Source organism: Sorangium sp. So ce362 (assembly GCF_051519845.1).
Classification (GTDB): Bacteria; Myxococcota_A; Polyangia; order Polyangiales; family Polyangiaceae; genus Sorangium.
The window spans coordinates 11688324-11706787 of record NZ_CP150332.1; the positions used below are offsets into that span (position 1 = coordinate 11688324).

The following is an 18464-nucleotide window of genomic DNA, read 5'->3' on the forward strand; positions in this document are numbered from 1 at the left end:
CGCGGCGCCATCCCGGCGGCGCGCAGGATGAGATCGCCTGTCCGTCCCGCGTGCGTGGTCCAGGCGCCTGGAGCGGTATCTCCTCCTCCGAAGACGACGATTCCGGCAAAGAGGGTGTCGGGGTGAATCGGCGGTGAACGAGTGCTGTGCTTGACGACTCACTAGCGCCGCCCGGTCTCCATGGAGCTCGGCGACGTCATGGTCCGCGACGTTCGCGGCCTCCACCGCGGGACCCCGAACCGCTCGCGCGAGCCGCGGCCCATGGTGGTCATCGGCTACAGCCGCCGCTGGCTCTTCCGCCCGGAGGTCTCGATCCGGGTGCCCCGCGAGCGCCTCGCCCACCTGTCGGAGCGCGCGAAGCGCATGCTCCGCTTCAACCCCATCGTCGAGTCGCTCGACGGACCCGACGAGACCGAGGTCTACCAGGCCTTCGCGTACTGACGCGCGCCGTCGCTCGCGAAGGCCGCCCGCGGGGCCGCTCCTCGGCGACGTCTCGCCGCTCGGAGGCGCTGCCATGCGCCCCTCTCTCGCTTCGTAAGATATTGTAATTACTGAGAATATTGGATCAGGCGAGCGTGACGTGCGCGACCGCCTGATCCCTCAGCCAGGTGCGCTGCCGCCGCACGAAGACGCGCGTGGAGCGCACGATGGCCGGCGCGAGCTCCGCGGCCGGCAGGCCCCCTTCCAGGTGCTCGCGCACCTGCCGGTAGCCCACCGAGCCCATCGCCCGCGCGTCGCCGTAGCCGCGCGAAAGGAGCGAGCGGACCTCGTCCACCCAGCCCTGCTCCAGCCACCCGGCGACGCGGGCCGCGATGCGGCGGTCGAGCTCGGCGCGATCCCTGTGCACCGCCACCAGGCGCGCGGCGTGCCGGCGCTCCCGGAAGCCGTGCTCGGCGTGCCACGCGCTCTGCGTCCGGCCCGAGCGCTCGTAGATCTCCAGCGCCCGGCTCACGCGCACGAAATCGTTCGGCGCGAGGCGCGCCGCGCTCGCCGGATCCACCTCGGCGAGGCGCGCGTGGAGCGCGGCGCGCCCCTCGGCCTCGGCGACGGCGCGGTGGCGCGCGCGCACCTCGGGGTCGGCGGGCGGCGCGGGCGACAGGCCGAAGACCAGCGCCTTCACCCAGAGGAACGTGCCGCCGCAGACGATGGGCACCCGGCCCCGGCCGCGGATGTCGCCGAGCGCCGCCTCCGTGAGCTCCGCGAAGCGCTGGGCGTCGATCGCCTCCAGCGGATCGGCCGCGTCGATCAGGTGGTGCGGCGCGCGCGCCCGCTCGGCGGGCGTCGGCTTGCCGGAGCCGAGGTCGAACTCCCGGTAGATCTGCACGCTGTCGGCGCTCACCACCTCGCCGCCGAAGCGCTCCGCGAGCCGGATCGCGAGCTCGGTCTTGCCGCTCGCCGTCGGGCCGACGACGACGAGCAGCTCGCCCGGCGACGGCGGCGCGATCGTCTCCCACGACGGCGGCGCGACGGCCGCGCTCGCCTCCGGGGCGAGCTCGTGCTCCGCCTCGATCACCGCCGCCCCACGCGGTGCTCCAGCTCCGGCCAGCCGACGCGCATCACGATGGGCCGGCCGTGCGGGCAGTGGCCGGCGAAGTCGACCTCGTCGAGCGCCGTGAGCAGCGCGCGCGCCTCGTCCGGCGCCACCGGGTCGCCCGCGCGCAGCGAGCCGTGGCAGGCCATCGTCGCCAGCGCGAGGTCCACCGCGCCGGAGAAGGCGCGCTCGCCCGAGTGGCTCAGCTCGTCCACGAGATCGCGCACGAGGCGCTCGGGCGCCGCGCGGCGGAGCAGCGTCGGCACCGCGTGCACCGCGAGCTGCGCCGCGCCCGCCGGGCGGACGTCGAGCCCGAGCCGCGCGATCGCCTCCTGCGCCTCCTCGATCAGCGACACCTCCGAGGGCGCCGCCGGGACGATCACCGGGAAGAGCAGCTTCTGCGTCGCGACGTCGCGCCCGTCGTACGCCGCCCGCAGCCGGTGGAACGTCACGCGCTCCGCCGCCGCGTGCTGATCGAGGAAGTAGATCCCGTCCGGCCCCTCGCACACGAAGTAGGTGTTGCGCACCTGCGCGAGGAACCGCAGCGATTTCCAGGCGAGGGCGCGCTCGGCCGCGGCGAGCACGGGCCCGCTGCCGGTCGGGTACGGGACGGGCGGCGCGCCCGGCACCGACGCCGGCTGCTCGCCCGGCGCGCCCGGCGGCTCGCCCGCCCCGCCGCCCCGCTCGGCCAGCGCGACGTCGGCCCACGCCTCGAGCTGCACCGCCGCGCCCGCGCCGGACGGCGCGGCCTGGGGGCGCGCCGGCGGGACCCCGCCGAGATCGCCGCCGAGGCCCCACGGGTCGGCCGGCGGCTCGCGCCGCTCGCCCGGCGCGCCCGCCGCGATCGGCTCCGCGGCGGGGCTGCTCGACCAGACCCAGGCGTCCGCAGGCGGCGGGGCCGCGTCCTCGAAGAGCTTGCCCTTCCGGCCCTGGAAGCCGCCGGGGGGCGGCGCGGGCAGGCCGAACGCCGCGGCCACCTGCGCGGCGACGATCTTGTAGAGCGCGTCGGCGACGGCGCGGCCGTCGGCGAAGCGGACCTCGGCCTTCTGCGGGTGGACGTTCACGTCGACGAGCTCGGGCGGCAGATCGATGAACACCGCGCCGATGGGGTACCGGCCCGGCTCGAGCACGCTGCCGTAGGCGAGCGCGATCGAGCGCGCCAGCGATCTGTCGCGCACGTGCCGGCCGTTCACGAACATCCAGAGCCAGCCGGCGCCCGAGCGGGCGCGCTCCGGCCGCGACACGAACGCCTCGACCGTCAGCGGCCCCCGCTGCCCCGCGCACGTCGCGAGCTCCTCGCCCGCGAGGATCGAGCGCACCCGCTCCGCGCGACTCGCGGTGCGCAGCCACTCCCGCGCGACGCGCCCGTCGCGCGAGAGGATCAGCGTCACGCCGGGCTCGCCGAGCGCGACCGCCTGCGCGATCTCGGTCACGTGCGCCGACTCGGTCCCGACGGCGCGCAGGAACTTGCGCCGCGCTGGGACGTTGTAGAAGAGGTCGCGCACCTCGACCACGCTGCCGACGGCGCACCCGCAGGGGACGACCTGCGCCGCGCCGCCGCCCTCGATGCGGATCTCCGTCCCCTCGGACTCGCCGTCGCGCCGCGTGCGCAGCGAGAAGCGGCTCACCGAGGCGATGCTCGGGAGCGCCTCGCCGCGGAAGCCGAAGCTCTGGATGCAGCGGAGGTCGTCGAGCCGGGCGATCTTGCTCGTGGCGTGGCGGACCACCGCGAGCGCGGCGTCCTCGCGGCTCATCCCGGACCCGTCGTCCGCGATGCGCACCAGGCCGACGCCGCCGCCCTCGATGTCGACGCGGATGCGGCGCGCGCCCGCGTCGAGCGCGTTCTCGACGAGCTCCTTCACCACGCTCGCCGGCCGCTCGACCACCTCGCCCGCCGCGATCTGGTTGGCGAGGTCGTCCGGCAGGACGGCGACCCTGCGCTCCTCGGGCGTCGCGGGGTTCGAGCGAGGATCCGCGCCGGCGATCCTCTCCGCGGTGCTCATGGCTCGTCGCTGGGGTCGACCGTCCGGGCGACCGCCTGGAAGTACAGCTTTGTGCGCTCCCGCGTCATCGCCAGCGCGGCGGAGCCGAGGATGGCCAGCTCGAAGACCACGAAGCGCACCCGCTCGGCGGTCCACCAGAGGCCCGGGTTCGTGAGGCCCGCGCGCTCTGGGACGTCTGGCGGCAGGAGCGCCCCCGCCTGCGCCACCATGTCGATCCAGGCGCCGCGGACGCCCCGGGTGAGCGCGTACTCGACCGCGGCGAAGGCCAGGTTGGCGAAGAGGACCTGGAGCACGAAGCCGCGTGTGCCGGGCCGCCCGCCGAGCGCCAGCCCGCTCGCGATGACCAGGAGTCCCCCGAGGAGCACCTTCCCGATGCTGAGCGGAAAGGAGACGTCCTGGTGCAGGCTCAGGGCGCGCGCCTGGGCGGCCTCCAGCACGAGGTACGTGAACTGGAAGGGCTCGCCCTGGTCGCGCGCTTGCTCGGCCACGGCCATGACGTCGGGGGCCATGCCGTCGCGCAGGTACATGGCCGTCCCGCAGCCGGCCATGAACCCGCGCACGCCGATGAGCCAGGTAAGCAGCATGGCTGCGACCAGGTACCAGGGGCGCAGCGAGCGCGGGCGCGGTGGTCGGTGCGAGTCCACGTGGAGGCTGCCGTGTAGCACGTTCTGCGATCTCGCGCGCGGTCTTCCTGCGGTCTTCTCACTGACGCCTTACCCGCGGATCGCGGAGCGGGTAGCCTCGGAGCGCGAGGTGCCTGCGCGCCGGCGCAGGTGGCGCGGTGCGGCGGGGCTGTACTAGAACTTCGAGGACGAGGTCCTGGTGGCGAAGAGCAAGAGCGAGCCGCGAACGAAGCGAACGAAGGGGACCGGTGCGCCACAGCCCGCGGGGACGGCGAAGGCGGGTGCCCCGCCCGGGTCGGAGGACGAAGACGCGGGCCTCCGCGCCGACACGGACGCGGAAGCGGCCCCCCGGCCCGCCGCCAAGCGCCGCGCGCGCTCCTCGGCGAAGGGCGCCGGGAACGCGCGCGGCGAGGCGCAGCCCGCGGCCGGCGACGACGACGGCGCGCGCGAGGAGGACGACGACGAGGGCGACGCCGCGCCCGAGAGCGGCGCCGCGAGGGCCGGCGACGCCGACGAGGGCGACGTCGTCGAGGTCGTCGGCGAGGTCGTCGGCGAGGTCGTCGACGACGCGAACGTCGATCTGAACGACATCGAGCTCCCGCGCGTCGCGCGGGCCAAGGCCGGCGAGGGCCGCGGCGGGGACGCGGCGCTGTCTCGCACGGACCCGCTGCAGGCCTACCTGCGCGAGGTGCAGCGCCACCCGCTGCTCACGCCGGACGAGGAGAAGGAGCTGACGGTCAAGTACACGAAGACGCAGGACGTCGCGACCGCCGCGCGGCTCGTGACGGCGAACCTGCGGCTCGTGGTCAAGCTCGCGTACGAGTACCGGCGCGCCTACAAGAACATCATGGACCTCATCCAGGAGGGCAACATCGGCCTGATGCAGGCCGTGAAGCGCTACGACCCGTACCGCGGCGTCAAGCTCTCCTCGTACGCGGCCTGGTGGATCCGCGCGTACATCCTGCGCTTCATCCTCAACAACTGGCGCCTGGTGAAGCTCGGCACGACGCAGGCGCAGCGGAAGCTCTTCTTCAACCTCAACAAGGAGAAGGCGAGGCTCTCGGCGATGGGGATCGAGCCGACGGCGGCGGAGATCGCGAAGCGCCTGTCGGTCGAGGAGAAGGAGGTCGTCGACATGGACCGCCGCCTCTCGAGCGGCGAGGCGTCGCTCGACGCCCCGGTCGGCGATCTCGAGGGCCGGACGATCCCGCGCGTCGAGCTGCTCGTCTCGTCGGGGGCGAGCCCGGACATCGCGTTCGAGGCGAGGGAGATGGGCATGCTCGTCCACGATCGGCTCTCGAAGTTCCGCGAGACGCTCAAGGGCAAGGACGTGATCATCTTCGACAAGCGCATGGCCGCGGAGGACCCGCTCACGCTCCAGGAGCTCGGCAACGAGTTCGGCATCTCGCGCGAGCGCGTGCGCCAGCTCGAGGCGCGGCTCCAGTCGAAGCTGCGGACGTACCTCCAGGAGGAGCTCGGCGACGCCGTCGGAGCGGGCTAGGCCTTGTCGAGCGGCAGCGAGCAGGGCGGTGCGACGGGCCACGGGTGCCTCTACGTGGTCGCGACGCCGATCGGCAACCTCGGCGACGTCACGCTGCGCGCGGTCGAGACGCTGCGCGGGGCGGACCGGATCCTCGCGGAGGACACGCGGCGCGCTCGCGCGCTCCTCGGCCACCTCGGCGTCTCGGGCAAGCCGGTCGACCGGTTCGACGCGCACGCCTCCGAGGCGGACGCGGCGCGGGCGGCCGCGCGGCTCTCGGCGGGCGAGTCGATCGCGTTCATGACCGACGCCGGCACGCCGGTCGTGAGCGATCCGGGGACGGCGCTCGTGCGCGCGGCGAGGGAGGCCGGGGCGCGCGTCGTGGCGATCCCCGGACCGAGCGCGGTGATGGCGGCGGTGAGCGCGTCGGGGCTCGTGACGGGGGGCTTCCGCTTCGTCGGGTTCCTGCCCCGCGGCGGGCGCGAGCGGCGCGAAGCGCTGGCCCTCGTCACGTCGACGCCGGAGGCGGTCGTGCTGTTCGAGTCGCCGCGGCGCTTCCGCGAGACGCTCGCGGAGATGGCCGAGCGCATGCGCGGTCGTCGCGCGGTCGTCGCGCGCGAGCTGACGAAGGTGCACGAGGAGCTCCTGGGCGGCACCGTGGAGGAGCTCGCGGCGATGGAGCGGGAGTGGCTCGGCGAGATCACGCTTGTGCTCGCGCCCGCCGAGCCGGCCGCGGCGGGCGCGCGCCCGAGCGACGAGGAGCTCGACGCGCGCATCGACCGGGAGCTCGCCCAGGGGAGGCGGGCGAAGCACATCGCCGAGGAGCTGTCGGTGGAGCTCGGGCTACCGCGGCGGGAGCTCTACACGCGGGTGGTGGCGCGGCGGGGAGAGCCGGGCGGGTAGGCGAGGGATCCGGCCGCCGAGGCGCCGGGGACGCCGGTCACGTGTGCCGGCCCTGTCCGCGCGCCTTGAGGGCGTCGACCACGTGCTTGACGTCCTGCGCCCGATCGCGCGGCACGATCAGCAGCGCGTCGTCGGTCTCGACCACCACGAGGTCCTCCACGCCGACGAGCGCGATCACCCGGCGGTCGATCTCCGCGCGCGCGCCGCGCGCGTCGAAGCGCCCGCGGAGATCCACGACGTGGTTGCCCTGCGCGTCGATCAGCACCGACCCCGCGGGCGCGCTGTTGCCTCGCTCGTCCTTCTCGGCGAGCTCCCAGGCGCTCTGCCAGCTGCCCAGATCGCACCAGCCGAAATCGCCGGGCACAACGGCGAGCCCGGCGACGTGCTCCATCACGCCGTGATCGATGCTGACGGCCGGCAGGCGCGGGAACACCTGCAGGACCGCCTCCGCCTCGGCCGCGGCGCCCAGCGCGGCGGCGCGGTCGATCTCGTCGAGCCCCTCGGCGAGCGCCGGCAGGTGGGCGCGGATCGCGGCCCGCATGTCGCCCGCGCGGAAGATGAACATCCCCGCGTTCCAGAGGAAGCGGCCGCTCGCCACGAACTCCGCGGCGCGCTCGCGGCTCGGCTTCTCGACGAAGCGCAGCACCCTGCGGGGCGCCGCGCTCCCCGCGCCGGCCGCCTCCTCCGTTTCGATGTAGCCGAAGCCCGTCTCCGGGTGGGTCGGGCGGATGCCGATCGTCGTGATCGCGCCGCCCTGGGCCGAGGCGACGGCGGCCTGCAGCACCTCGAGGAACCGCGGCACGTCGGCGATGTGGTGATCGCTCGGCAGCACGACCACGACCGCCTCGGGATCGTCGCGCGCGATGGTGGCCGCCGCCCAGCCGATGCACGGCGCCGTGTTGCGCGGCGCCGGCTCGACGAGCAGGCGCCGCTCGGGGACCTCCGGCAGCGCGACCCGCGTGGGCGCCACGAGGTGCTGGCCGGTCGCGATCCAGATGCGCTCCCAGCCGGCGCTCCCCCCGCCGGCGCACAGCGGGAGCACCCGGCGCGCCGTCGCGGTGATGAGCGGCTCGCCGCCGACGAGCGGCAGGAGCTGCTTCGGGCGCGCCGCGCGCGACGCCGGCCAGAAGCGCGTGCCCGCGCCGCCGGCGAGGATCAGGACATGGACGGGGGCTGCGGTCGAGCTCATGAGCGAACGCCGGAGGTCACGCGTCGAAGCTTACCGCAGGGCCGCGGCGCGGTGGCAGGGGGCCGCTCAGGTCAGGGCCGGCAGCGCGTGCGCGGAGGCCACCCTCGCGAGGCCGAGCGAGACGACCCACAGCGCGCTTCCCCTCCAGGGTCTGCCGGCTTGCCGCGCTTCATCTTTTCACCTACATACCACCCGTGGATCTGGCGCTCTCTCGCCCTGGGCGAGGGAGGGCGAGCCGAGCGAGGTTCCGTTCGATGTTGATGGCATATGCCAGCGTTGCCGCGTTCTTCCTGGTGGCGATCGGCTTCATCCTCGGCTCTCTGCTGTTCGGGAAGCTGCTGCGCCCCAACAACATGTACCCCGGGAAGGTCGAGACGTACGAGTGCGGGGAGGCGCCCGTCGGGCCCGCGTGGTTCAACTTCAACCCGCGTTTTTACATCATCGCGCTCGTCTACATCATCTTCGACGTCGAGATCGCCTTCATCTACCCGGTCGCGGCGGTGTTCAAGCGCTGGGTGGACCAGGGCAACGGGCTCTTCGCGCTGATCGAGATCTTCCTCTTCGTGGCCATCCTGATGCTCGGCTTCGTCTATGTCTGGGCGAAGGGCGATCTCGACTGGATCCGCGCCATCAAGGGCGATCCGCGCGGCGCTCAGAACGTGAGCAGCCGGTCCCGGGCGCGCGCGCCGCTCCTCGACGCGCGCGCGGGCGAGGGCGCGCCGGCGGGGCAGGCGGGGCAGGCGGCGGTCGCCGACGGAGGTGCGGAGTCATGACATCGAACCTGAACCTGATGGCCCCGCCCCGCGGGTGGGAGGCCAAGTACGAGAGCGACGGCGGCGGCGTCATCACGACGAGCGTCGACCAGACGGTGAACTGGCTGCTCAACTGGGGGCGGTCGAACAGCGTCTGGTACATGCTCTTCGGCCTGGCCTGCTGCGCGATCGAGCTCATGCAGACCGGCGGCCCCCGCGGCGACCTCGAGCGCTTCGGCGCGGCCCCGCGGCCGAGCCCGCGGTCGAGCGATCTCTTCATCATCGCGGGGACGCTGACGTACAAGATGGCGCTCCGGGTGAAGCGCCTCTACGACCAGATGGCGGAGCCCCGCTTCGTCATCTCCATGGGCAGCTGCGCGAACTGCGGCGGCCTCTTCCAGTACGCCTACTCGGTCTGCAAGGGCGTGGATCAGATCATCCCGGTCGACGTCTATGTGCCCGGTTGCCCCCCGCGCCCCGAGGCGCTCCTCGAAGGGCTCCTGAAGATCCAGGAGAAGATCAAGAGCGAGCGGGCCCTCGACCGCCGCGGCGCGACGGGCGGCTGAGCCCTCTCCTCTCGCTGTTCGTCCTGCGCTCCCGCACCCCATGACACCCGAAGAGATCTTCCAGGCGCTCCAGGCGAAGCTCGGCGAAGACGCGGTCTTCGACCTCCACCCCGTGTCCGCGAAGGATCGCGACGCCTGGTTCCAGGTCGCGCCGGAGAAGATCCTGACCGTGTGCCATCACCTGCGTGAGGCGCCGGAGCTCGATTTCGATTACCTGGAGTGCATCACCGGGGTCGACTATCCCGATCTCAAGAAGATCGTTGTCGTCTATCACATCTACTCCTACGCGAAGAAGCGCCGGATCGTCCTCAAGGCGTTCCTCGACCGGGAGAGCCCGGCGATGCCGACCTTGGTCGACGTGTGGTCGGCGGCGAACTGGCAGGAGCGCGAGTGCTTCGACCTGCTCGGCGTGCGCTTCGAGGGGCACCCGGATCTCCGGCGCCTGCTCCTGCCCGACGACTGGGAGGGGCACCCGCTCCGCAAGGACTGGCAGGAGAAGGCGGACTACCACGGCATCCCGACGCAGCGGCCGAACCCCGTCGAGCTCTTCAAGATCAAGCTGCCGAAGAAGGACGCGGAGGCGTCATGAGCCAGGTCATCTTCAGCGTCGACCGCGGGGGCGCGGGCCCGGGCAGCGAGCCGGAAGACGAGATGACCCTCAACATGGGGCCTCATCACCCGTCGACCCACGGGGTGCTCCGCTTCGTCATCTCGACGGACGGCGAGATCATCCGCAAGGCGGTGCCGGACGTCGGCTACCTGCACCGGAGCATCGAGAAGATCGGCGAGCGCTGCACCTACAGCGGCTTCATGCCGTACACGGACCGCGTCGACTACATCGCGGCGATGTTCGCCAACGAGGCCTGGGCGAGCGCCTGCGAGAAGCTGATGGGCATCGAGGTGCCGAAGCGGGCGCAGTACCTGCGCGTCATCTCCTGCGAGCTCAACCGGATCGGGAGCCACATGATCGCGCTCGGCGCGATGGCGATGGACGTCGGCGCGGTCACGCCCTTCCCGTGGGCGCTGCGCGAGCGCGAGTACATCAACGACTTCATCGAGGAGCTGTGCGGCGCGCGGCTCACGTTCAACTACCACCGCATCGGCGGCGTCTCGTTCGACCTGCCGGCGGGGTGGGCCGACAAGGTGAAGCGCTGGCTCGAGCGCTTCGAGCCGATCATGGTCGAGTTCGACCGGCTCATCAGCCTGAACGACATCTTCATCAAGCGGCTCGCCAACGTCGCCGTGGTCACGGCCGAGGAGGCGAAGGACTGGGGCCTCGTCGGCCCCAACCTGCGCGCGTCCGGCGTGAAGTGGGATCTCCGGAAGGAGGACGGCTACTCGGTCTATCCGGAGCTCGACTTCGACGTCCCCGTGGGCCGCGGGCGTTACGGCGCCGTGGGCGACTGCTGGGATCGGTTCTACGTCCGGGTCGAGGAGTGCCGCGAGTCGGCGAAGATCCTCCGCCAGGCGCTCGACAAGATCGACGAGCACCCGGAGGACGACCTCCTGGGCAAGCTGCCCAAGAAGATGAGGCCTGACGGGGAGGCCTACGCGCGGATCGAGAGCGCCCGCGGCGACATGGGCTGTTACGTGATCGGGCGGGGCGCGGAGGAGGCGTACCGGGCGCGGTTCCGGACGGGGAGCTTCACCGCGATGGCGATGATCGAGGCCAAGAGCCCCGGGCTATTCCTGGCCGATCTCGTGGCGCTCATCGCCAGCTTCGACGTCGTTGCGCCCGAGATCGACAGGTAGCCGGGGGAGGGAACGCCTCAGGGGCTCGCGCCGCCGGCCCTGCCCTCGGTCCCCTCGTCGAAGAGCTCCGGACACTTTTCGCTGAGGGCCTCGCACTCCGCAGGCAGCGCCCCGAGGTCCTCGAGGGTCGATGCACACGTGAGCGCCTTGAGGAGCTCGATCTGGCCGTTCGTGCAGGCCTTGAACTCGCCGACCGTGGCGGTACACCCCGCGATATTCTCCGCGGGGCATGTCCCCGGTCCCGGGGGCTCCTCCGGATCGCTCATGCACGCTTCCTTGGCGGCCTCGCAATCACCGCCGAGCGCGGCGGTGGCCATGCTCAAGAGCTCGCAGCTGTCCTCCTTCGAGAAGTCGGCCGACGCGGCGAGCTCGTCGCACAACGCCTGCGCCTCCTCGCCCGTCAGGGAGTCGAGCTGCTTGCCATCGTCGTCGCCCCCGGTCTCGCCGCCGTTGCCGCCGGTGCCGTCCGTGCCGCCGGTGCCGTCCGTGCCGCCGTTGCCGCCGGTGCCGTCCGTGCCGCCGGTGCCGCTGGTGCCGCTGGTGCCGCTGGTACCGCTGGTGCCGGCAGTGCCCCCCTCGTCATCATCGCCGCACGCCACGAGCGCGAGCCCGACCATCAACATTCCAAGAAGCTTCATCCGTGTCATCGAGCGCTCCATCATCATCGAGAAAGTTCACCTGAGGGTCCGCGCGGCGCTCGAGGACGGCTCCGTTGAAGGAAGCGAGCGGGCTGCATCGTCGACCGGGCAGGCGCGCGGGGTGTGAACCTACTACGGCCCTGATCGATCTTTACTTCCTTGTTGGAGGACGTATCCAGCATTCTGCGGCGCGAGCCTCTCCGTGCGCGGCCGATGCGACGTCCGGATCGCGTGTCCCGGTGTCCGTCACGTCGCGCGCCGGCGCCTCCGCGGACGTGAGGGAGACCCCGGCGGCGCCGCCGGCTCCCCGCTGCGTCCGGCGTCCCACTGCGCGACGGCGCGCTTCGGCGCCACGCGACGCCAGGCCCCCACGAGCAGCTCTTCCAGGAGCGTCCGGTCGACGCGACGGAGCTCCACCCGCGTCCAGCCCTGGTGTCCCCACGGCGTCACCGAGAAGACGTCGGGCTGCGCCTGCACCAGGCTGTCCTGCTCCTCCAGCGACAGCTTCAGGACGGCGCCCTCCTGCTCCACCCAGTGCGTCGCGAAGATCTTCCCTCGCACGCGGAACGACGGCTTGCCGAAGTGGTCCTGCTCCTCGGCCTCGGGCAGCGACAGCGCGAGCTTTCGAAGGTCGTCGGAAGAGATCATGGCGGTGTGCCTCGGCAAGGGGATGGGTCGCTGTCGTGAAGGGAGCTCAGGCCCGCGCTGCCTCGAAGACCCGGAAGAAGCTCGGCGTCTCTCGCACGCTCGTCACGCCGAACCCCGCTGCCTCGAGCAGCGCGCGGTACTCGGCCTCCGTGCGCTCGCGTCCTCCCGTGTTCACGAGCATGTTGATATCGCTGAACGTGAGGACCCAGTCGAGGGCCGTGTTCCCGCGCTGGGCGGGGGAGGCGGGGGCGGGCGCCTCCACGACGAGCAGGCGCGCCGCGCCGGCCATCGCCTGGCGGCACTTGCCCAGGATCTGCAGGCTGCGGGCGTCGTCCCAGTCGTGGATCACGCTCTTGAGCACGTAGACGTCGGCGGCCGGAGGCGCCGTGTCGAAGCAGCTCCCGGCGACGAAGGAGGCGCGGGCGGCGACGCCGCGCGACGCGAACAGCTGGAGCGCTCCTCCGCGCGCGTGCTCGAGATCGAAGACGACCCCTTCCACGCCGGCATGGGCCTCCAGGATCGCGCAGAGCAGGGCGCCGTAGCCGCCGCCCACATCGACCACCCGGCGCGCGCCGCGGAGATCGACGGCTCCGACGATGCCGGGCGCGACCCCGCGGGTGAGCTCGACCATGGCCTGGTGGAAGATCGCGGCGGCGGCCGGGTCGCGCGCCATCTCGTCGAAGTGCTCGGTCCCGGACGACGCCGCGGCGTCTCCGGCGCTCCACGCCATCCGGCCGGTGCGGACGCAGTCGGCCAAGCGGCCCCAGGCCTGCCAGACGCCCGGTCCGCCCATGAGCCGAGACCACGCGCGCCGCGCGGTGGGGGAGCTCGTCTCGAGGCATCGCCCCATCTCGGTGAGCTCGAGCTGCTCCCCGCGCGCGGCGAGCAGCTCGAGCGTGACGAGCGCCCGGAGCAAGCGATCCGTCGCGTCGGGGTGCGTGCCGAGCCGCGCCGCGACCGCGCTGCTCGGAAGGGGCCCGTCGGCGAGGACGTCGGCGACGCCGAGCTCCGCGGCCGCGTGGACGACCTGCGGCACCCAGAGGCTCATGATCATCTGATTCAGGCGGAACGCAGGGGGAAGATTCGTGGGAGACCCGCTCGACATGGTGTTCGCTCCTTCGGGCCTACCTTGGGGGGCACGACGCCGGGGGTATTGTAAAGATTTTACCTTTCCCGTACCACGCGCTCTCGAGCATGAGCCGCCTTCGACGGGATTGGAACATCTGATAGCAGCCATATTTGTTTTCTGCATTGCTCGCGCGTGCGTGCAAAAGAGCGCATTGACGGCTGCTGCCCGGGTCGAGCGAGCGAAGCGGCCCTACGGGCGACGGTGGGCAGGCGCAGAAACCAGCAGGGGCGACGTTGCGGACGACATGTCCCCATGACGCGTTCTCCCCGTGACGGCGACCGTGACATGTCACGGTAGAGCGTGACGGCGACCGTGACATGTCACGGTAGAGCGTGACGGCGGCCCCGTCGGGATCCTCGGCTCGGCGCGCGGCGTGAATCGCCCTTTTCGGCCTGATTTGCCTCGCCGGCGCGGCGCGCTGTGGGGAGCTCTCGAGCCGCGAGGTCATGCACGGCATGCCAACGATCACGATTCCAAGCAGCCCTTTTCTACTGGAGCGTTCCGCTCGCGCCCTTCGGAGCTCCAGATCCGGCGTCGATGAACCGCAGGAATGCGAGAGCATCCGGCTGGCACGCGCCCTGCTTACACAACGTCGACGCGCAACGTGGATGTGAACGTGGCGCGTGCGCGCACGTGCGCGGATCGAGACGGCTGTCTTTGACGAGCCAGTGGTTCGAGAGGTCAACTATAATGCACTTTCCGGCTCATCGTTGGTGGTCGATCTTATCCACCTTGCTTGTCGGCGGCGCGATCGCTATCTGCGTCGCCGGCTGCATGTTCGGCTCGGAGCCGCCCGCGGCCGACGATCTGCGGCTTCACTTCCCTGAGCAGGCCGCGCAGGTCCTCGGGACCGGCGAGGCCTGCGTGGCGGTCGAAGGGGGCTTCGGGCTCGCCTCGACGAGCGCGCCGCAGGGCGACGTCGACGCCCTGTTCCCTCGCCGAGGCGGGCTGCACGCCGCCATGCCGGCGCGCGGCGACGACGAGGTCCGCTTTCATCTGCCCGGGCCCGTCGGGCGACGCGGTCTGACGATGTTGTCTTCGGCAGAATCGACATAACGCAGCGGATACGGATCCTGATAACGACTTGAACCTTGGGATGAACGCATGACTCGCAAAATAGGTAGATTCAGTTGCCATCGACTGCTCATGGCGATGACGACCGCCGTCGCGGCGACCTCGCTCTCCGCGCCGGCGTCGGCGTTCAAGGTGGGCACGCACATCGCCACGGCGAACGAGACGGTGGCGCAGCTCGGGCTGCAGATCACGGAGGGACTGCAGCCGGACACGATCACGTTCACCGTGAACGGCCGTCAGCTCGACGTCGTCATCAGCGAGAAGGAGGCGTACGCCGCCGTGATCGACAAGCCCGAATTCTTCAACGCCGGCGTGACCGGGCCGGACGGCTTCCCCGATCCGTTCACCGGCCAGATGATGATGCACGGCAACGAGACGTCGAAGTTCAAGGATCTGGTAGAGCAGGTCACCGGCGTGCCACTTTCCGACCACTCGCACCATGACGCGTACGAGAACCGCAGTGGGCCCACCGAGTTCCGCTCGATCGACTTCGCGACCGCGATGCTCGAGTTCTTCGCGACCTACGAGGCATCCACCGAGGAGCGGAAGGAGGTCCTCGCCTTCATGATGGGTTACCTCTCCCACGGGGTCGGCGACAGCTTCTCTCACACGTGGGTGAACGACCTCGCCGGAGGCGCGTGGGCGCTGGAGGAGGGCGGGGGGATGTGGGGTAGCTTCAGCGAGGAGGTGAAGCACGTCGCGATCGAGAGTTACATCGACTCGATGGTCCCCGACGCTCTGCTCAGCATCAACGGCGATGGCGGCGGGCGCGGGCGCGTCACGCTCTCCGCGCCGGTCGCGTTTCTGGATGCGTTCTACTCCAGCCGCCCGGCGCACGCCCCGCCTCCGCCCCAGGATCAGGGCAGCACCTTCGATGGATTCGCGCAGTTCTTCGGCAACGTCAACCAGTTCTACGGCGGGCCCTTCTACAACTACTTCAACGCCCAGGTCGCGCTGGCGCCGTCGATCAAGGGCTGGTCCCGGCTCGGGGGCTTCTTCGACTTCGCCGAGGACGTCAGGAACAACGCCTTCGTGAACTTCGGGCTCGACGCGGCCGAGCTGCCGGCCGACATCCTGGATGATCTCGCCGTGAACTCCCTGTCGTGGGTCGACGACCTGACGCTCGGATTCGCCGACTGCCACGCGGAAGAGGGCGGCAGCAACGTCGTGGAGGAGCTGCGGGCGGCCATCGACTACGTCGGCGGCATCAACGACCGGCTCGAGCGGCACACCCGTCACGCCGAGATCGTGCGCCGGAACTGGATCCTCCTGAGCCAGTGCTCGTCGCAGAACCTCGCGAAGACCACCGCCGCCGACTTCGATCCGGGCGATCCGACGCTCAACACGGACGCCTGCGCGGATGTGGTGCGCGCGGGCTGGCAGGACGAGGGGAACCCGAGAGGGCTCTACCGCGGGGCCGTGCGCCCGGGGTCGCCGGTCGACGACGACTTCCTCCTGCGCCTCAAGGCCGCCTTCCTCGGCGGCGACGCGGACACGCTCTTCCTCGGGATCAACGACCCCACCCGCGGCGATGCGCCCTGGCACGACGAGCTCACGTTCGAGTCGGAGAACGGCCACCGCTCGATGCGCCGGAACCTGACCCGCGAGATCGACTATCTGGTCGGCTTCGGCTTCCGCGCCGCCGACCTCAAGGAGGTCATCTTGCCGGAGAAGGAGGTGGCCGGCATCAAGGAGTCGTACGACGCGTTCTGCGGCGCGGTCCGGGACCCGGCGTTCGAGACCTGCCTCAACGCCGCGTTCGCCCCGATCGCCGCGGCAGCGCGGCACGCCACCTGCGTCGCAGAGCACGTGCAGTGCGTCGTGGATAGCACCACGACGTGCCTCCAGAACGTGTGCTCCACGGCGTGCGGCCTGGTGCCCGGCGACTGCGACGCCGCCTGCGGTGTCGAATCGAGCGGCGCGTGCGAGGACACGTGCGTCGAATTGACCTGTCCGGGCTACATCGAATGGCTCCCCCCGCCACCGCCCCCCTTCTGCAGCCCCGGGGCCTTCCTCGCGTGCAGGGCGCTGTGCCCCATCTTCGACGACGAGAGGCCCAACTGCGTCGAGGCCGCCATCGACCAGTTCGAATGCGACCTCGAGTCCGTCGCGTGCAACTTCGATGCGATGAAGGACACGATCGAGCTCGACAATTACGCCAGTGAGCTGCTCACTCCGGCGCGGCAGGCCTGCACCACGATCGACGACACGATCGCGTTCATCGAGTGCCTCGAGGGGGACCCGAGCAAGACCCCGGACGAGCAGAAGGCAGACCGCAGGACGTGCGTCGTCGACCGTTGTGACCAGCTCTCCGACATGACGAACGCGGAATGCGCGGCGATGTACGACGACCTCGAGGACGCCTACGAGCAGGCCGAGCGCATCCAGGATGCCCTCAGCCAGGCCGCCGATGCGCTGCGCGAGAGGCCGGCGCACGAGATCGTGAACCTCGCGTTCTTGCAGGAGGACCTGCAGGACCCCGACTACCTCGCGGACATCAGGGACGCCATCGACACGGCGCGCGACGACCTCTCGACCAATCCGCCCCTCCCTGGCGCGGCGCCCGACGAGGTGGCCAGATACAACCGCAAGATGGCCGTGCTCGATCGCTGGGATGCGCTCCTCGACGACGTCGCGTCCGCGTCCGTGTCTCCGGCGCCGCTCGCGGATCTCCGCAACGCCGCGGAGGACGCGGGCAACCTCATCGCCGACTCGGTCGCGCTCGGCCTCATCCCGACCGTGCTCGGGCCCACGGCGCAGCGGATCTTGAGCGACGTCGGGCCGTCGTTCACGGACACGTTCTTGCCGTTCTTCAACTCGGTGCAGGGCATGAAGCTCGCTCCCATGACCAGCCAGGACGACATCGCGGGCCTGTTCACCCAGGAGAACGTCAGCGCCGCTCGGCTGCCCTGGAACAGCACCAACACGTACTCGGCCGCGTGCGCGGCGGACTCGACGAACCTGTATTGCGACGCGCTCAAGAGCTTCGACGACCCGAACTGCCAGGACTGCGATGCGACGGCTCTGGCCCCGGACCCCGCGCGATTCGGCTGGATCCGCGGCCGCGGCCTCGTCGCGTGGAACGAGTACGACGCGAGCGACCCGGAGCGGCACGTCATCACAAGCTTCCCGCTGTCGAGCAGCGATGCGTTGTACGACAGCCTGTACACGCGTGTATTCGAGGTGCCCCTCGGGGCCCCGGGGTTCGCCGGCTTCGACGACCCGGGAGCGCCCTGGACGAGCGATGAGGCCGGGCTCGGCTCCGACTTCACGCAGTTCACCGAGGGATCGAGCTCGCTCCAGCTCAACGGCTGCAACTCCATGTCCGTGAAGAGCCCATTCTTCCGGACGGCGGACTGGGAGGCGGTGGGGGACCGGCTGCAGTTCGATCTCTTCGTGCCGGTGTCGCAGCCGAATCCGTTCTGGGTCGGCGGCATCCAGGCCATGATCACGATCCCGGGCGCCGGCGTCTTCTCGCAGCAGCTCCCGGTATGGACGAGCCTGACGTCGCTGCCCCGCGGCGCGTGGAGCACGATCGAGCTCATCGTCCCGCCGACCATCAAGGCGGCGCTGCTCGGCGACTTTGCGGACGCTCAGATCCGGATCGACGTGACCACGGCCTCGTGCCAGGATCCATTGCTCCTCGACAATCTGCGCTTCGGCGGCGACCGTTCGGACCGGGAGATTTACCACCTGCGGGGCAGCCAGATCTTCCAGGTCACGACCAACCCGCTGTTCAGCTTCGACGATGCCGGCGACTGGAACTCGACCGTCCCGCTGTCTACCTCGAGCGAGCGCGTCGAGGGGACGGGCTCGGTGGCGTTCACCGCGTCCGGGTACCTCGTGGTGACGAGCCGTCCGTTCAGCACCTCGGAGCTCGGGGGCGCCACCCAGAACCTCAGCGTCGACGTGTTCATCCCCGAGAGGCAGCCGAGCCAGCCGTGGAATGGCCAAATGCAGGCGTTCTTGACGTGCGGTCCCCACAACACCCTGCCGCTCGGTTCCCACAACCTCGTGAACCGGTTCGCCGGAGAGTTCAACACCGTCGAGTTCGTGCTGCCCTCGCAGGTGGTCGACACGCTGAACGGGAGCTTCCAGAATTGCCGCGTGAGCCTGACGCTCAACGCGAGCCCATCGGGGCAGGTTCGCCTCGACAACATGGGCTTCCATTGATGG

Annotated in this window: 15 protein-coding genes and 1 pseudogene; 9 read left to right on the plus strand and 7 right to left on the minus strand. The window is 71.1% G+C overall.

Annotated elements, in window-relative coordinates:
• Positions 1–174 precede the first annotated feature (174 nt).
• Positions 175–441, plus strand: a pseudogene (locus WMF17_RS44840) (phytanoyl-CoA dioxygenase family protein); the annotation flags it as partial.
• A gap of 124 nt (positions 442–565) precedes the next feature.
• Here WMF17_RS44840 and miaA read toward each other — a convergent pair.
• From miaA to WMF17_RS44855, 3 genes are read right to left on the minus strand one after another with little or no spacing between them, the layout of a single operon-like run.
• Positions 566–1513 (minus strand): tRNA (adenosine(37)-N6)-dimethylallyltransferase MiaA, encoded by a 948-nt coding sequence (miaA, locus tag WMF17_RS44845; protein WP_437647049.1) that lies wholly within the window; start codon positions 1511–1513, stop codon positions 566–568.
• Positions 1510–3534 carry a DNA mismatch repair endonuclease MutL gene (gene mutL / locus WMF17_RS44850; RefSeq protein ID WP_437647051.1) on the minus strand — a complete coding sequence of 675 codons (2025 nt, stop codon included), beginning with the start codon at positions 3532–3534 and terminating at the stop codon, positions 1510–1512. Before mutL ends, miaA begins: the two co-directional genes overlap by 4 nt.
• Positions 3531–4118, minus strand: coding sequence for a hypothetical protein (locus WMF17_RS44855; protein ID WP_437599672.1), 588 nt, complete (start codon positions 4116–4118; stop codon positions 3531–3533). Before WMF17_RS44855 ends, mutL begins: the two co-directional genes overlap by 4 nt.
• 238 nt (positions 4119–4356) lie before the next feature.
• Between WMF17_RS44855 and WMF17_RS44860 the strand changes: the two genes are divergently transcribed.
• Both WMF17_RS44860 and rsmI read left to right on the plus strand, forming a co-directional pair.
• The gene (locus WMF17_RS44860) at positions 4357–5658 is read left to right on the plus strand and encodes an RNA polymerase factor sigma-32 (RefSeq protein WP_437647052.1); all 1302 of its coding nucleotides are present in this window, start codon (positions 4357–4359) and stop codon (positions 5656–5658) included.
• Between the two features lie 3 nt (positions 5659–5661).
• The gene (gene rsmI, locus WMF17_RS44865) at positions 5662–6540 is read left to right on the plus strand and encodes a 16S rRNA (cytidine(1402)-2'-O)-methyltransferase (protein ID WP_437599674.1); all 879 of its coding nucleotides are present in this window, start codon (positions 5662–5664) and stop codon (positions 6538–6540) included.
• A 37-nt stretch (positions 6541–6577) separates the two neighbouring features.
• Here the strand turns inward: rsmI and WMF17_RS44870 are convergent, their stop codons facing one another.
• Positions 6578–7729, minus strand: coding sequence for a mannose-1-phosphate guanylyltransferase (locus WMF17_RS44870; RefSeq protein WP_437647054.1), 1152 nt, complete (start codon positions 7727–7729; stop codon positions 6578–6580).
• A 254-nt stretch (positions 7730–7983) separates the two neighbouring features.
• On the opposite strand from WMF17_RS44870, the gene WMF17_RS44875 reads away from it, so the two are divergent.
• From WMF17_RS44875 to WMF17_RS44890, 4 genes are read left to right on the plus strand one after another with little or no spacing between them, the layout of a single operon-like run.
• Complete coding sequence (locus WMF17_RS44875) at positions 7984–8502, plus strand: NADH-quinone oxidoreductase subunit A (protein WP_437647056.1); 519 nt, start codon at positions 7984–7986, stop codon at positions 8500–8502.
• Complete coding sequence (nuoB, locus tag WMF17_RS44880; RefSeq protein WP_437647058.1) at positions 8499–9047, plus strand: NADH-quinone oxidoreductase subunit NuoB; 549 nt, start codon at positions 8499–8501, stop codon at positions 9045–9047. Before WMF17_RS44875 ends, nuoB begins: the two co-directional genes overlap by 4 nt.
• A gap of 40 nt (positions 9048–9087) precedes the next feature.
• The gene (locus tag WMF17_RS44885; RefSeq protein ID WP_437484678.1) at positions 9088–9636 is read left to right on the plus strand and encodes an NADH-quinone oxidoreductase subunit C; all 549 of its coding nucleotides are present in this window, start codon (positions 9088–9090) and stop codon (positions 9634–9636) included.
• Positions 9633–10799: an NADH-quinone oxidoreductase subunit D gene (locus WMF17_RS44890; RefSeq protein ID WP_437647060.1), complete on the plus strand. Its 1167-nt coding sequence runs from the start codon at positions 9633–9635 to the stop codon at positions 10797–10799. Before WMF17_RS44885 ends, WMF17_RS44890 begins: the two co-directional genes overlap by 4 nt.
• A gap of 17 nt (positions 10800–10816) precedes the next feature.
• On the opposite strand, the gene WMF17_RS44895 is transcribed toward WMF17_RS44890, so the two are convergent.
• From WMF17_RS44895 to WMF17_RS44905, 3 genes are all read right to left on the minus strand, one after another.
• Positions 10817–11437: a hypothetical protein gene (locus WMF17_RS44895; protein ID WP_437647062.1), complete on the minus strand. Its 621-nt coding sequence runs from the start codon at positions 11435–11437 to the stop codon at positions 10817–10819.
• A 246-nt stretch (positions 11438–11683) separates the two neighbouring features.
• Positions 11684–12085, minus strand: coding sequence for an MmcQ/YjbR family DNA-binding protein (locus WMF17_RS44900; protein ID WP_437647064.1), 402 nt, complete (start codon positions 12083–12085; stop codon positions 11684–11686).
• 46 nt (positions 12086–12131) lie between these two features.
• Entirely contained in the window at positions 12132–13337 is a 1206-nt protein-coding gene (locus WMF17_RS44905; RefSeq protein WP_437647066.1) for a methyltransferase, read from the minus strand.
• A 567-nt stretch (positions 13338–13904) separates the two neighbouring features.
• On the opposite strand from WMF17_RS44905, the gene WMF17_RS44910 reads away from it, so the two are divergent.
• Both WMF17_RS44910 and WMF17_RS44915 read left to right on the plus strand, forming a co-directional pair.
• Positions 13905–14270, plus strand: coding sequence for a hypothetical protein (locus WMF17_RS44910; RefSeq protein WP_437647068.1), 366 nt, complete (start codon positions 13905–13907; stop codon positions 14268–14270).
• 96 nt (positions 14271–14366) lie between these two features.
• Entirely contained in the window at positions 14367–18461 is a 4095-nt protein-coding gene (locus WMF17_RS44915; protein ID WP_437647070.1) for a hypothetical protein, read from the plus strand.
• The last annotated feature ends 3 nt before the right edge of the window (positions 18462–18464 follow it).

What these genes read in the sequence shown, in the direction of transcription:
- mutL (WP_437647051.1), bottom strand. Translation starts at nt 3,534, where the DNA reads ATGAGCACCGCGGAGAGGATCGCCGGCGCGGATCCTCGCTCGAACCCC.
- WMF17_RS44855 (WP_437599672.1), bottom strand. Translation starts at nt 4,118, where the DNA reads ATGCTGCTTACCTGGCTCATCGGCGTGCGCGGGTTCATGGCCGGCTGC.
- WMF17_RS44870 (WP_437647054.1), bottom strand. Translation starts at nt 7,729, where the DNA reads ATGAGCTCGACCGCAGCCCCCGTCCATGTCCTGATCCTCGCCGGCGGC.
- WMF17_RS44875 (WP_437647056.1), top strand. Translation starts at nt 7,984, where the DNA reads ATGTTGATGGCATATGCCAGCGTTGCCGCGTTCTTCCTGGTGGCGATC.
- nuoB (WP_437647058.1), top strand. Translation starts at nt 8,499, where the DNA reads ATGACATCGAACCTGAACCTGATGGCCCCGCCCCGCGGGTGGGAGGCC.
- WMF17_RS44885 (WP_437484678.1), top strand. Translation starts at nt 9,088, where the DNA reads ATGACACCCGAAGAGATCTTCCAGGCGCTCCAGGCGAAGCTCGGCGAA.
- WMF17_RS44890 (WP_437647060.1), top strand. Translation starts at nt 9,633, where the DNA reads ATGAGCCAGGTCATCTTCAGCGTCGACCGCGGGGGCGCGGGCCCGGGC.
- WMF17_RS44895 (WP_437647062.1), bottom strand. Translation starts at nt 11,437, where the DNA reads ATGAAGCTTCTTGGAATGTTGATGGTCGGGCTCGCGCTCGTGGCGTGC.
- WMF17_RS44900 (WP_437647064.1), bottom strand. Translation starts at nt 12,085, where the DNA reads ATGATCTCTTCCGACGACCTTCGAAAGCTCGCGCTGTCGCTGCCCGAG.
- WMF17_RS44905 (WP_437647066.1), bottom strand. Translation starts at nt 13,337, where the DNA reads ATGCAGAAAACAAATATGGCTGCTATCAGATGTTCCAATCCCGTCGAA.
- WMF17_RS44910 (WP_437647068.1), top strand. Translation starts at nt 13,905, where the DNA reads ATGCACTTTCCGGCTCATCGTTGGTGGTCGATCTTATCCACCTTGCTT.
- WMF17_RS44915 (WP_437647070.1), top strand. Translation starts at nt 14,367, where the DNA reads ATGACGACCGCCGTCGCGGCGACCTCGCTCTCCGCGCCGGCGTCGGCG.